This window comes from Psychromonas sp. SA13A (assembly GCF_011378715.1).
Taxonomy (GTDB): domain Bacteria; phylum Pseudomonadota; class Gammaproteobacteria; order Enterobacterales; family Psychromonadaceae; genus Psychromonas.
In genome coordinates, this window is sequence record NZ_WTKU01000002.1 from 232,208 (window position 1) to 246,256 (window position 14,049).

The window sequence follows — 14,049 nt, forward strand, 5'->3', positions numbered from 1 at the left end:
ACGAAATAATGAGCGCCATACTGTATATGAGCTAGTAAAAACAATCAAGAATAATCAAAGTCCTTGATTGTATTTTGTTTTTTTATTCTACTAATGAAAGATAGAGTCTTTTAGCCTAGAAAACAAGCCAGCTGATGTTTCTTCCATCTCTTCTTTAGCAGTGATCTCAATTCTTGTATTAATTGCTTTAATTACTTGCTCAAAGGATTTTCCTAATAATAAAGGAAAAGCCTGATGGCAATGTGAAACTGAATGAATATTTATTTTACCTGATTCCACTAATGCTAAAGTATTTAAATTAAGTGTTAAATTTATTTGGTTAGCCTTTGGCATTACGATTGAAATAGGATCATCTAACAAACCCAATTCAAATAAACGCGCAACAGCTTCTATTTTTTGATTGATACCACCAATGGCGAGTACGTTACCATGTTGGTCTAATGACCCTGTTACAAAGATATTTTGCTTCACTGGAAATTGTGCATAGCAGGAGCTAACAGCTAGCAATATAGCTAATGAAGCGCTATCTCCATCACTTTCTTGATAAGATTGTTCAAAAACTAAATTACAAGAATATGGGAATGCGCTGATATGGCTAAAGAAATGATTTAAATAACCCTGTACGATTAAGGTACTTTTTGCATGGATATTACCCGCAAGTTCAACTTTACGTTCAACATCTATAATTTCTCCATCGCCAATCATATCACTGGCAGATATTCTAAATACTTCACCAAATTCACAGGGATAACCTAATAGCTCAACAACTGCTAAGCCATTAATTTGTCCAATATTTTCACCCGATAACTGCAAGTTTACTTGTCCTTCAAGTAAGGATTGTTCACTGTACTTCCTAGCTAAAGACTGGGCTTGATCTATCTCTTCGAAATAAGCAATCAAATCAAGTTTAGTAATTTGTTTATTGTCAGTGAATAAGTTTGCATATTGCAATACTTGTTTGAATAATTCAGGTGAAAATAGCAATTGTTTTTGATGTTCACATTGAATCGACAAAAAATTTAATAACGTCGCTAACGCTTCATCCTGTAGTGATTTTAAACCTAATTGCTGAGTTAAATTATGACAATAACTCACAATCGCATTGACAGATTTTTGAGACACTGGTACTTGGTTTGCTAATTCACAAAATAATGAAGACACTTGTGTATATTCAGGATCGATTTGAATTAACTCTTCAAGCTGTAAGCGACTGGCGACTAAAATGATTTTGGTCGTAATAAGTTGAGTTGATAAATCAGGTAATACTTGTTTTATTCTTTCAGCATTAACGGCATCACTCGCGAGTAAATGTTGACGTTGTAATACCGACTTAAGTTTAAACCATAGGCCAGGGTCAACTAATAAAGGACTAATGTTAAGAACTAGTAACCCTCCATTAGATTTTTTCAACTGTCCATCTGCAAAATTTAACTCGCCATCATTCATTAATGATATGCGTCCAAATAATGTCTCTTGATTAAAACTTAAAAGATACTGAGTAGGGTATGTATAAGGGATCACCTGTTTAAGCAGTTGCTCTGCACTTAACCAGTGACGACTATTAATTAATAACAGTGGTGTAGGCAACTTTAAATAGTGCGAAACAATAGAAACAGCGTCGGGAAAGAGCTCTGCTAATTCATCCTTTTCAATTTCTTTATACTGTTTAAGGTAGGCTTCAAAATGTGTTGTACATTGCTGTGCCGTCAGGGGAGATATTTGCTCACTAATCTGATCATTCTTGCTAGAGGCATTGCTTGAAGTTAAAGGCGAAATAGTTTTGGTCAAAATGTATGCTCTAGTTAACGTTAAAGGAGGGCAATTTATCACATCCCTCCTAATAAAGTTAACAATAAAATGTGCTTATAGTTTAAAACCCTTTACCTTTTGTTGTTGGTATTTAGTTTCGCAACTATCACAACGCTGTTTGGTTGGACATTCAAGGAGGGCATCAATGTCTAATTCTGTTTCGCAATCAGAACATAAACCATATAACCCTAATTCCATACCTTGCAGGGCTGCATCTATGCTTTTTATTTGTTTTTTGTAGAGGTTAAGTGAATGACTTTCGCTGTGTACTAAGCTATCTATCAAAGTATCTGCATTCATATTATCTACCTGTGGAACTAAGTCATTAAGGTATGACTTTGATGAAGTAGCTAATCTTGCTTTCACTTTCTCTTTTAACACCGCAAACTCAGACAATAGGTGCTGCTGTAAAATATGTTGCTGCTCAGTTGTAATTTCTTGCATAGCAATTGCCTTACTCATTATTATGTACCCTTATAATAAGTAAGATTATTTAAAAGTTATTGATTTATATCAAATTGAACATCTTTTTTAGTACTATTTTTTGACATATTAACTAATCAATATGAAGTGCAATGTATCTGTTTAAGAGGCATACAATTTTAGATCATGTCTATTTTGATTTTTAGGCTCATTTTAAATAACAGCTAAAGTGCTGTGACTACCATTTTTTCCTTTCAGCAAATAAAGCATCTAAATCATTTTTATTTTCGGATTCTTTCTTCTGTATTGCTTGTAACTCTTCATTGCTCGTTTTAACTAAATGGGATCGTATTTCTTCTGCATATTGTTTCAATTGTTGTTCTTTATTTTGCAGATAATTATCTTTGGTGGGCACAGAATCAATGGCTTTTAATACTCTGTTTATCATTTGATTCGCACTGCCAAATTGCTGTGCAGCTTTAGATTCGTTAATACGTTTAATGCTATTTTCTAAGTTTATTTTTAGCTGCATCATCTCAATTTGTTGTGCTTCTGCAACAAATATATCAGTACTGATTTTACCTTTTGCATGCTCTGAGCGTAGCACAGCACGTATCTTTTTAGTGACTTGTAATAACGCCAGCGCTTCTTTGTTATCTTCTGGTGTTCTAAAACTATTACTATCGGGTGTAGTATAGTTTTCTCTAATTTGTTTAATTTGCGAATCAGTATTAGTGAGGTGCTCTCTAATAGCAGGGGTGCTAGGAAACAGATTTACCATGGTTAATAGCGCATTTCTAATTCTATTTTGCATTATTAATAGCAATGATTTAGTGAATGGAATTTTGGTTGCGTTTAATAGGAGTTCGTCGACCTCAGTAATGATCGCCCGTTGCTTACTCATAGTAATACGTTTTTCAGCTTCAGCTTTTTGTTTATATTGTTCAATTATGTTGTAACCAATTAAAACAAAAAGCAATAAAGCAATCAGACCAAAAATTATTGTATATAACATAGAAACTCTTAAATAAAAAATGCGTTGAAAGGCAGAGTATAGAACATTACCACCCCATCATGGGGATTATCTTATTAAGGTATATGTAAGGTAAATATACTGCCGCGATTGTTAGGTTTATTTTCAAGTGAAATATAACCTTTATGTTGATTTGTTATATGCTGTTCTGCTATTTTTTTTGCAAATAAAAGCCCTAAACCACTGCGACCCTTATTGGCATTAAATGAATTTGATGTCCCATGATTGACATCCAACATATGCTGCGGATAGCCATCACCATCATCCTCGACCTTAAAAACGAGATATGGTGGCGTTTGAACAACGGTTATAGCAACTAAACTTTTAGTATGACGTAACGCATTAATGAAAATGTCTGAGAGCAGATATTTTATTAAATCTAAATCAAAATAAGCGAATAAATCTTTATCTATATTAAGCGATACATCGATATGACGACTTTGAAAGTAGAGTCGATGACGCTCAACAATATCATTCATTAGATCATTAACTGAATTCTCTTCAATAAAAATAGGTAATTGTTTTTTTTCATCCCTGTATAAGGCTAATAACTGCATTAAAGTACCGTTAACACGAGAGGTTTGATAATGTAAATCAGCAACAGTTTGATGTTGATGTGCAGTCAAATTATCTGCTAGATCTAAATCTTCTATTGACTGCATTAACATAAATAGTGAATTTTTCATGTCATGGATGCTAGTCGCTAATATTGTGCTGAAATCTAACTGATCATTATTATCCATAGACATACCTCACGTTACATTATTAATTAGAACTATTTTTACAGAACTAGGGCCGTAAAAGCTGACTAATATTTGGATCTTTATAGTAACGGTTATAAATAACAAAACGAAACAGCGAATTCAATATTTAGTGTAAATATATGGTGGTATGCAAAATAGGAAAGTATAACTTTGTAAATATTAGAACTCTGATAGAATTAAATGGAATAAGCCCTAATTTTAATTCATTGAATGATAAGCTGATAACATTATGAAATTACAACAATTACGTTACATTGTCGAAGTATTGAATCACAACTTAAATGTATCAGCGACTGCTGAGAACCTTTTTACCTCTCAACCAGGTATCAGTAAGCAAGTACGTATGTTGGAAGATGAACTTGGCATTCAGATATTTGAGCGAAGTGGTAAGCATCTCACTAAAGTCACTCCTGCAGGAAAAGAAATAATTCGCTATTCAACTGAAATATTAGGCAAAGTTGAGAGTATTAAAGCGGTGGCTAATCAATATACTATGCCAGATCAGGGAACCTTGAATATTGCTACTACGCATACTCAAGCTCGTTATGCGTTACCAGATGTTATTAAAGGTTTTATCAAGCGTTATCCAAAAGTTTCATTGCACATGCATCAAGGCACGCCGACACAGATCAGTGAGTCTGTAGTTAAGGGTAAAACAGATTTTGCAATCGCAACGGAAGCACTACATTTGTATCAAGATTTGATTATGTTGCCTTGTTATCATTGGAATCGTTCTGTAATTGTCCCCAAAGACCATCCTTTAGCTAATATCAAACATTTAACTATTGACGACATTGCAAAACATCCTATCGTTACTTATATATTCGGTTTCACAGGGCGTTCAGAATTAGATGAAGCCTTTAATGCAGCAGGTTATAAACCAGATGTAGTCTTTACCGCAACAGATGCAGATGTGATTAAAACCTATGTCCGTTTAGGTCTCGGCGTTGGCGTGATCGCGACTATGGCGATTAATGAGGATGATGATTTTTGTGTGTTGGACGCAAGCCACATCTTTAAATCTAGCCTGACTAGTATCGGATTTAGGAAAGGGTCGTTCCTGCGTGATTATATGTATGATTTTATGGTTCGATTCGCACCACACCTAACTAGACCTTTAGTTGAAAAAGCTATCCAACTTAAATATACCGCAGAAGTAAATAAGTTATTTGAAGATATCGAGTTACCCACTCGTTAGTTTCGCAATATTATTTAGCAGTACAGTATTAACTAATAAAAGCCCATGATGGGCTTTTATTATATATTGTAGCAATTATATTCAGTAAGTTATTTTAACAAGCAAAAAAATAGGTTAATTAGTGTGATTGCTATTAAACCCTCTGTAACTAGATAAATTAGTGATTGAGTTTGGCTAGCACGGGAAGAATTTTACTGACCTTATCGAAACACTCTTTATATTCACTTTCAACATTTGAATCTGCAACAATACCTCCGCCTGCCCAGCAATATATCTGTTGGTTCTTACACACTAAAGTTCGAATAGTAATACTGCTGTCCATATCGCCATTACCATTAATATACGCAATGCTGCCACAGTAAATTTCACGTTGAAATTTTTCTAGTTCACAAATGATTTCCATCGATCTTATTTTAGGCGCTCCAGTAATAGAACCGCCTGGAAAACATGCTCGTAGTAAATCTTCGCAACGATATTGAGCATCTAATTGACCTGTGACGGTGCTCACCAAATGATGCACGGCGGGAAAACTCTCAATATCAAATAATTTAGGCACAGAAACACTACCTGACTTACAAACTCGACCTATATCATTACGTAATAGATCCACAATCATTAGGTTTTCCGCCTGGTCTTTTTCAGAATTCAACAATCGTTGCTTGTTAATTGAATCCTGCTCAGGGTCTAAATGCCGTGGGGTTGTACCCTTAATGGGTTTGGTTTGAATCTGTTTACCTGATAGTAATAAAAAACGTTCAGGTGATAAGGATATAATCACTTGTTCAGGTAAACGAATGAAGGCTGCAAAAGGGGCCTGATTTTCCAGTAACAAAGCCTGATAGGCCTGATATTCATTACCTTGATAAGGTGCTTGAAATCGTTGAGCTAAATTAACTTGGTAGCAATCTCCACTTAAAATATAATCTTGTATTTTATTAAATGAAGCTCTGTATTCAGGCTCTGTATAGTTAGACTGCCAAGATTCTTTTAAATTGAAAGTGCTTGCCGAGCTCAAAACACCTGATTTTTCTCCTGCAAGCAGTTCAAGCCAATGATATCGAGATTGCCAAAGATTTTCGACCGTTTTATTTTGATTGGTTGTCCGTTGCTGAACTAAAAAATATTGTTGCTGTTTAAGGTTATATAAAATTGCCCAGTCATAAAAACCACAATGAAATGGGCCTAAGTTCAACCCAGAATTTTGTTGTTGTTTATGCAGTGACTCAAACACTTCACCCATCTCGTAATGATAAGCGGCGATTACGCCCCCTGTGAATGGATAATCGGATTGGACATCATGGTGAAATAATTGTTCACGCATCTTTTTTTGTGCAGTTAAAGGATCTTTTCCCATATTGCTTGTTGTATCAGTAAGTCGGTCATGAAAAATCGCATCACTCTCTAAAGAGGTGAGTGTGGCAATTGGATCTGCTGTGAAAATAGACCAATTACTATCAACATGTTCAGGGCTAGCAGATTCCAAAAACATAGACCAGTTTAAGCAAGAAAGTTGTTGCTTAATGAGAGTGATTATCTTTTCAGAAAAAAATAGAGGTTTTATGAGTGTATTAGTTGATATATAAGTCATTTTTTCGTATTTAGGCAACATTCTTATAACAAAAAGTTAGGCGGATAAGGCCAATAATATTACCATTGTTTTATTGAAAACGGTTTACTATTTATTGGGAGCGACTGATGACAGTCATTAAAGAGCAAGATTTTATTAACAGCGTTAAAAATTCACTGCAATTTATTTCATATTACCACCCATTGGATTTTATCCAAGCCATGGATAAAGCTTATCAAGCAGAACAAAATCCGGCGGCTAAAGATGCAATAGCACAAATACTTATCAACTCTCGCATGTCAGCTGAAGGAAAACGTCCGATTTGTCAGGATACGGGGATTGTAACCGTGTTTGTTAAAATTGGCATGAAAGTATCCTTTGACACTGAGTTAACTGTACAAGAGTTAGTAGATGAAGGCGTAAGACAAGCCTACAACGACCAAAGCAACCCTTTACGTGCTTCGATTGTCGCAGACCCTGCTGGTGCAAGAAAAAATACTAAAGACAACACACCTTCTGTTGTGCATGTTGAAATGGTCAAAGGAAATAAGGTAGAAGTCATGGTTGCAGCTAAAGGCGGCGGCTCTGAAAATAAATCTAAGATGGCAATGCTGAATCCATCTGATTCTATTGAAGACTGGATCGAAAAAACAGTTCCTAGCATGGGGGCAGGTTGGTGCCCACCGGGTATGTTAGGCATAGGTATTGGTGGTACTGCAGAAAAAGCAGCTGTTATGGCAAAAGAGTCATTAATGGAACCAGTAGATATTTTTGAGTTACAGGCTAAGGCAAAAGCTGACCCTGAATCTTTAGATACCGATGAAAAGTTACGTTTAGAAATTTTCAAAAGAGTAAATAATCTTGGTATTGGTGCACAAGGGTTAGGCGGTTTAACTACAGTACTTGATATTAAAATTAAAAGTTGTCCAACTCATGCGGCTTCAAAACCTGTGGTTATGATCCCTAATTGTGCAGCCACAAGACACGCACATTTCACTTTGGATGGTTCAGGAGAAGCAACATTAACACCACCATCGTTGGATCAATGGCCAGAAATTACGCGAGAAGTTGGCGAAAATGTTAAACGCGTTAACGTTAATGGTCTATCTAAAGAAGATATGAGCCAGTGGAAGAGTGGAGATACATTATTGCTGTCAGGTAAAATCTTAACTGGTCGTGATGCTGCACATAAACGTATTCAAGAATTGATCACCAGTGGTAAAGGCTTACCAGAGGGGGTTGATTTTAAAGGTCGCTTTATTTATTACGTAGGGCCTGTTGATGCAGTACGTGATGAAGTGGTCGGTCCTGCTGGTCCAACTACCGCTACTCGAATGGATAAGTTTACTGACTTTATGTTGGAAGAAACGGGCTTACTAGGCATGATTGGAAAATCTGAACGTGGTCAACAAACGGTGGACTCAATTGCTAAGCATAAATCTGTTTATTTGATGGCCGTGGGCGGTGCAGCTTACCTAGTGGCTAAAGCAATTAAAAAATCTCGTGTTGTTGCTTTTGATGACTTAGGTATGGAGGCTATCTATGAATTTGATGTTGAAGATATGCCTGTAACTGTTGCTGTTGATAGTCAAGGAAATAACGTACATGAGCAAGGCCCTGCTATTTGGAAAGCGAAAATTGCCGAAATAGACAGCAAAATGTCAGAATAGTCATGAAATTGATTGATTGAAAAAGTAGTAATGGTATAAAAGCATCAACGTATAGATCTTATCATTACTAATAAAGGAATAAGTATGTTTGAACAAGTAAGTATGGCGCCTGCAGATCCTATTTTAGGCTTAACAGATGCATTCAAAAAAGACGAACGCGATCATAAAATCAATCTAGGTGTTGGTATTTATAAAAATGAAATGGGTCAAACCCCAATTCTAGCGACAGTAAAAGAAGCTGAAAAACGTCTACTTGCTGAAGAAACCACCAAAAGCTACTTAACCATTGAAGGAATAGCAGCTTATGGTGAGGCTGTTCAGACACTATTATTTGGTCAAGGCGCTGAAATAATATCTTCTAAACGTGCTCGTACTGCACAGGTTCCTGGTGGTACTGGCGCGTTACGTACCGGTGCTGATTTTGCTGTAAGCAAATTAGGTATTAAAAAGATTTGGGTAAGTAATCCAACATGGGCAAATCACGGCAACGTGTTTAAAACTGCTGGATTAGAAGTTGTTACTTATGATTATTACGATCCGGAAACAAAAGATCTAGACTTTGATGCCATGATTGCTTCATTGCAATCTGTTGAACCCGGCGAGTTGGTATTATTCCATGGCTGTTGTCATAATCCTACGGGTATTGATCCAACACCAGAGCAGTGGGATATCCTTGCTAAATTAATCGCTGAGCTAGGTGCTATTCCATTCTTTGATTTTGCTTATCAAGGTTTTGGTAATGGCGTTGAAGAAGATGCACAGGGGTTACGTAAATTTGCGCAATATAATAAAGAGCTTTTGATTGCTAATTCATTCTCTAAAAACTTCGGTTTATATAATGAACGTGTTGGCGGTATAACACTGGTAGCAGAAGACAGTGAAATAGCACAAGCTGCATTTAGCCAGGTTAAATCAGGTATACGCTCTAACTACTCAAACCCACCTTGTCATGGTGCGGCTATTGTGACAACAATTTTGAACGACAAAGAATTGTATAAACAATGGGTACAAGAAGTTGCTGATATGCGTAACCGTATTCAAGAAATGCGCGATTTATTTGTAGCAACGCTTAAAGAGAAAGGTGTCCCTGGAGACTTTAGTTTCATTAGTCGTCAACTAGGTATGTTTTCTTTCTCTGGTTTGAGTGTTGAGCAAGTTAATCAACTTAAAGAAGAGTTTGCAGTTTACATTGTTGGTTCTGGCCGAATTTCAGTAGCCGGTATGACCAAAAATAACATGCAACCATTGTGTGATGCATTAGCAAAAGTTATCTAATTAATAACGATTTATTGATGTGATTCAACAATAAAGCTAGATTTAAAAGCGAGTTTAATTAGGGCTGTCGTCACATAACAGTTAACTAAGAACTCGCTTTTTACAATCAGCACTATTGAGCATCTATTTATTTCATCGTTACAGTGATCTTTTGGCTGTCAGATATACCTTTTTGTATTTTTTCTGTTGTTTTATTTATCATCAATAGAATCGATCACTAGAAGATAAAAAGCAGCACATTATTGCAATCAAAATATTGTTTTTATTCTCTTTATCTAGCTACACGAGATAAAGAGAATATGACATAATAGAGATCTATGAGTAAAAAAATAAATCAAAGTCTTTCATTTTTAAAAAAATTGAAAAAGCTGCCAATATCTGCAGACGAAGTAAAATGCTTATTAACTACCACTGCATTTAAAACTGAGTTATTTAATCAAATTAATACAGCCACCAAACGGATCTATATCGCAGCTCTATATTTAGAAGCAGACGAAGCTGGTGCAGAAGTATTGAATGCATTATATGCGGCAAAAATACGCCATCCAGAAATGGATATCACTGTTTGTATCGATTTTCATCGTGCACAACGAGGTTTGATTGGTTCTGTAAAGGGCGGAGAAACAAATACAACCTGGTATCAGCAGATTGCTAGTCTAAAAGGTCGCGGTGTTAAAATTATTGGCCTACCAGTAAAAAGAAAAGAATTATTTGGCGTCCAACACTTAAAAGGTTTTATTTTTGATGATATGGTTTTTTATAGTGGAGCCAGTATTAATAATATCTACCTTCATCAACAACAACGATACCGATTTGATCGTTATTGGTTGATTAAGGATCATGCTCTCGCTGATTCGATGGTGGATTACCTGCAGCAAGTCATCATTAACAGTGAAGCCGTGGTTGAATTAAATGCGCCTAGTGTTCCAAAATTTAATGATTTTAAGAAACAACATAAAAATTTAAGTCGCAATTTAAAGTTAGCAGGATACCGTTTCGACCCAGTTTACACTGATGGTTTAGCTATCCGGCCATTAACAGGGATCGGGACCAATAAAAATCTGTTAAACAAAGTTATTCGTGCCATTTTTCATTCTACAGAGAAAGAGTTAGTGTTGTTTACACCCTACTTTAATCTACCTACTGCTTTGTCGCGCGATATAACTGCATTACTAAAACGCAAAGTAAATATTACTATCGTTGTTGGCGATAAAACCGCGAATGATTTCTATATCCCTGAAGATAAACCATTTAAAACAATTGGTGCTTTACCTTTTTTATATGAAGTGAATTTAAGAAACTTTGCAAAAAAACATCATACTTCTATTTTACAAGGGCATCTTAATTTGCATTTATGGAAGCATGATAGTAATAGTTTTCATTTAAAAGGCATTTATTCTGATCATAGATTTTCATTATTGACTGGGCATAATCTTAACCCTCGTGCTTGGCGCTTAGACCTAGAAAATGGACTGTTAGTAGATGATCCAAATCAACAGTTAGCAGGGCAAATGAATGAGGAGTTGAGTAATATTCTTGAACATACTCGACAAATTGGTAGTTATAAAGGTATTGATGATATTGATACTTACCCTGATAAAGTTAAACAACTTATCTCTCGATTAAGAAGATTAAAAGCAGATAAGATAATCAAAGGTATCATTTAAGATATTTCCTAATCAAACGTTGTCGTTTAAGCTAACAGTGATGACGTTTTAATTTTTGCTCCCCTAAATTATTAAACTGAGTGAAATAGTTAAACTGAATATAATAATTAGATAGTTCGCTGACTGTTCCAATTCTAATTATTAGCCGTATTCCCTCCATTTTACTAGGACACACTGGCAGTATTGTTATTTTCATAACAAGTCAATACTCATAAAATTAATCCATATTCCCCAAAAATCATTGCTACCTTAATTATTTATTCACAACACAAATTCATAGTGAGTGGTTTGATCCTGCTAATGCTCATATTTTGTGCTTCTAATTTAATAAAAATACTTATTTTTCAATAAACTGCTGACTATTTAATCGTTTGAACATAAAACTGTTATTTATCTATTGAATTATCAATTGGCTTACGTATAATTCCTCGCATCAAGTGTTAAGACTTGATGCAGTGACAATGGTAGGCCTCTTGGTTTCTCGCATTGATAACTTATTAACCTGGTCAGAGCCGGAAGGCAGCAGCCATAGTAGGTGATTCAAGTGCCGAGAGTTTGCTGGGAGGTCTACCACCCACATCACTCCAATAGCACGTTAGAACTCAGTTAATTGAACTCACTCATTTAAATCCATATAATAATACACTTCCTACTCAACTTTAGTCTCTTAAGGTCTAATTATGACCCAATATAATTCTCGATTTGATACATCCCTTAAAGCACAACATTTTCTACCAAAATATTGGGGAACATGGATTTTGTTAGGCCTACTATTCATAGCTAGCTTTATTCCGACTGGTATTAGAGATAAATTTGCAGCATGGTTGGCAGATCGCTTTTATAACGCAAAATTTCTCAATAAACGTAAAAAGATAGCTTTTATAAATATTGGCTTATGTTTTCCAGAATACAGTGAGCTTGAAAAAGATTTGTTGATGCGTGAAAATTTACGCTCAGTGGCTCAAATTACACTTGCCTTAGGTGAAATTGCATTTCGTAGTCCTTCATTTCTAAAGAAACGTGTTAACTTTATCGGCGAACATTACGTAAAAGAAGCGGAAGCAGCAGGGCAAGCGATCATCTTTTTAGCGCCGCATTGTTATGGTCTTGATTTTGCGGGTGTCGCCGCTATTTCTGCGCGTGGTTATCCTCTATCAAGCATGTTTAATGATTACAAAAACCCTATTTTTGATTGGTTTGTTACAAATTATAGAACTCGTTTTAGCCGTCTTAATGATAAAGGCACCTTGTATCACCGTAGTGAAGGTTTGAAACCTTGTATTAAAAGCTTACGTGATAAAGCACATTTCTACTATTTGCCTGATGAAGATCATGGTCGAGATAGCAGTCTTTTTGCGTCATTTTTTGCTACACAAAAAGCAACCTTACCAGTTATCGGTCGATTAGCGAAACTAGGGCGTGCTATCGTGATCCCTACCTATACGTCTTATAACGCCAAAACTGGTAAAGTGGATGTGATCTGTCATGCACCATTAACTGACATTCCAAGTGGTGACGAGCAAAAGGATACTGACCTAATGAATGCTGCCATTGAACGTGTTGTTAATGAAAATAGGGCGCAGTACATGTGGACTTTAAAACTCTTTAAAACAAGGCCTGAAGTTGGCTTGAAAATTTATAAGCAAGGATAATGCTAGGAGAGACTAATGCCAGTTATTCTCTTTAAAATTTTATAAAATTCTACATGTTTAAAAACTATTTCACATGTTTTAAAAAATGAAAGACAGCTTACTGTCTTTCATTGTTATCCCTATCTAAGATAATCAAAAACGCTATAAAACCAATCTTATTGGGCGTTGAAGCGTTGTCCAGTGACTTCAATACTTTCATCACCTAACAAATATAAATAAACATTTAATATTTGTTCTGGTGTTTTTAATAAACTCACATCTTCAGCGGGATAAGCACTTGCTCGCATCGCGGTTTTTGTTGCGCCTGGATTAATCGCATTGAAGCGTAAGGTGCTATTCTCGTACTCATCAGCGATAACTTGCATCATGCCTTCAGTTGCGAATTTAGACACGCTATAAGGGCCCCAGTAGGCTCTCCCTTTAAGTCCAACACTTGATGTCGTAAAAATAGTACTCGCGTGTGGAGCTTTTGCCAATACAGGTATCAGATACTTGGTCATTAAGAACGCAGCATTAACATTGGTTTGCATTACTTCATCCCACATTTTACTTTCAACTTGCGTAAATGGACTTAATACACCTAGTTGACTGGCATTATGAACAAGTGCATCAAGTTTTCCATATTCACGTAATACCGTATCGGCAAGATCTCGATAGTGTTCTTCTGAAGCTCCATTTAAATCCACAGGTAAAATAGCTGCCGATTGTTTATTTAATGCTTCAATTTGGTCATAAACAGCTTCTAATTTACTTACTGTTTTACCTAAAAGGATAACGTTAGCACCTAGTTCTGCACATTTGATGGCTAAGGTTTTACCTATACCTGCACCTGCACCGGTGATCAGGATAGTTTTATTTTCTAATAAATTATCAGGCGCTATATAATCCATTTATTGTTCTCTTGTTGTTAAAAAAAACAATATGATAGCTTTTTTTAAAAAAAACTCACAATCTCTTTTGTAGGTTGAGACATTTTTTGTCATTATGAGCA

The 14,049-nt window shown here is 35.6% G+C and carries 11 protein-coding genes and 1 other RNA gene; 6 read left to right on the plus strand and 6 right to left on the minus strand.

Annotated elements, in window-relative coordinates:
• Positions 1-90 precede the first annotated feature (90 nt).
• The 4 genes from GQR44_RS03650 to GQR44_RS03665 form a co-directional block, all read right to left on the minus strand.
• Positions 91-1,788 (minus strand): AAA family ATPase, encoded by a 1,698-nt coding sequence (locus GQR44_RS03650; RefSeq protein WP_166369363.1) that lies wholly within the window; start codon positions 1,786-1,788, stop codon positions 91-93.
• Positions 1,789-1,863: 75 nt separating this feature from the next.
• Positions 1,864-2,253, minus strand: coding sequence for a molecular chaperone DnaK (locus GQR44_RS03655; protein WP_166369365.1), 390 nt, complete (start codon positions 2,251-2,253; stop codon positions 1,864-1,866).
• A 217-nt stretch (positions 2,254-2,470) separates the two neighbouring features.
• Complete coding sequence (locus tag GQR44_RS03660; RefSeq protein ID WP_166369367.1) at positions 2,471-3,247, minus strand: DNA repair ATPase; 777 nt, start codon at positions 3,245-3,247, stop codon at positions 2,471-2,473.
• Between the two features lie 74 nt (positions 3,248-3,321).
• Positions 3,322-4,008 (minus strand): HAMP domain-containing sensor histidine kinase, encoded by a 687-nt coding sequence (locus GQR44_RS03665; protein WP_166369369.1) that lies wholly within the window; start codon positions 4,006-4,008, stop codon positions 3,322-3,324.
• A 250-nt stretch (positions 4,009-4,258) separates the two neighbouring features.
• Here GQR44_RS03665 and cysB point away from each other — a divergent pair, with 250 nt between their 5' ends.
• Complete coding sequence (cysB, locus tag GQR44_RS03670) at positions 4,259-5,227, plus strand: HTH-type transcriptional regulator CysB (RefSeq protein WP_028870139.1); 969 nt, start codon at positions 4,259-4,261, stop codon at positions 5,225-5,227.
• Positions 5,228-5,384: 157 nt separating this feature from the next.
• On the opposite strand, the gene pabB is transcribed toward cysB, so the two are convergent.
• Entirely contained in the window at positions 5,385-6,836 is a 1,452-nt protein-coding gene (gene pabB, locus GQR44_RS03675; protein WP_346774319.1) for an aminodeoxychorismate synthase component I, read from the minus strand.
• Positions 6,837-6,922: 86 nt separating this feature from the next.
• On the opposite strand from pabB, the gene GQR44_RS03680 reads away from it, so the two are divergent.
• From GQR44_RS03680 to GQR44_RS03700, 5 genes are all read left to right on the plus strand, one after another.
• On the plus strand, positions 6,923-8,464 hold the full coding sequence (locus GQR44_RS03680; RefSeq protein ID WP_166369373.1) for a fumarate hydratase: 1,542 nt from the start codon (positions 6,923-6,925) through the stop codon (positions 8,462-8,464).
• An 84-nt stretch (positions 8,465-8,548) separates the two neighbouring features.
• Entirely contained in the window at positions 8,549-9,739 is a 1,191-nt protein-coding gene (locus GQR44_RS03685; RefSeq protein WP_166369375.1) for an amino acid aminotransferase, read from the plus strand.
• 317 nt (positions 9,740-10,056) lie between these two features.
• A complete protein-coding gene (pssA, locus tag GQR44_RS03690; RefSeq protein WP_166369377.1) occupies positions 10,057-11,406 on the plus strand; it encodes a CDP-diacylglycerol--serine O-phosphatidyltransferase in 1,350 nt (449 codons plus the stop codon).
• Positions 11,407-11,877: 471 nt separating this feature from the next.
• An RNA gene (gene ffs / locus GQR44_RS03695) (signal recognition particle sRNA small type) lies at positions 11,878-11,973 on the plus strand.
• A gap of 113 nt (positions 11,974-12,086) precedes the next feature.
• Complete coding sequence (locus GQR44_RS03700; RefSeq protein ID WP_166369379.1) at positions 12,087-13,058, plus strand: lauroyl-Kdo(2)-lipid IV(A) myristoyltransferase; 972 nt, start codon at positions 12,087-12,089, stop codon at positions 13,056-13,058.
• A 155-nt stretch (positions 13,059-13,213) separates the two neighbouring features.
• On the opposite strand, the gene GQR44_RS03705 is transcribed toward GQR44_RS03700, so the two are convergent.
• Positions 13,214-13,948, minus strand: a complete 735-nt coding sequence (locus GQR44_RS03705) for a YciK family oxidoreductase (protein ID WP_166369381.1) — start codon at positions 13,946-13,948, stop codon at positions 13,214-13,216.
• Positions 13,949-14,049 lie beyond the last annotated feature (101 nt).

What these genes read in the sequence shown, in the direction of transcription:
- GQR44_RS03655 (WP_166369365.1), bottom strand. Translation starts at nt 2,253, where the DNA reads ATGCAAGAAATTACAACTGAGCAGCAACATATTTTACAGCAGCACCTA.
- GQR44_RS03660 (WP_166369367.1), bottom strand. Translation starts at nt 3,247, where the DNA reads ATGTTATATACAATAATTTTTGGTCTGATTGCTTTATTGCTTTTTGTT.
- GQR44_RS03665 (WP_166369369.1), bottom strand. Translation starts at nt 4,008, where the DNA reads ATGGATAATAATGATCAGTTAGATTTCAGCACAATATTAGCGACTAGC.
- cysB (WP_028870139.1), top strand. Translation starts at nt 4,259, where the DNA reads ATGAAATTACAACAATTACGTTACATTGTCGAAGTATTGAATCACAAC.
- pabB (WP_346774319.1), bottom strand. Translation starts at nt 6,836, where the DNA reads ATGTTGCCTAAATACGAAAAAATGACTTATATATCAACTAATACACTC.
- GQR44_RS03680 (WP_166369373.1), top strand. Translation starts at nt 6,923, where the DNA reads ATGACAGTCATTAAAGAGCAAGATTTTATTAACAGCGTTAAAAATTCA.
- GQR44_RS03685 (WP_166369375.1), top strand. Translation starts at nt 8,549, where the DNA reads ATGTTTGAACAAGTAAGTATGGCGCCTGCAGATCCTATTTTAGGCTTA.
- pssA (WP_166369377.1), top strand. Translation starts at nt 10,057, where the DNA reads ATGAGTAAAAAAATAAATCAAAGTCTTTCATTTTTAAAAAAATTGAAA.
- GQR44_RS03700 (WP_166369379.1), top strand. Translation starts at nt 12,087, where the DNA reads ATGACCCAATATAATTCTCGATTTGATACATCCCTTAAAGCACAACAT.
- GQR44_RS03705 (WP_166369381.1), bottom strand. Translation starts at nt 13,948, where the DNA reads ATGGATTATATAGCGCCTGATAATTTATTAGAAAATAAAACTATCCTG.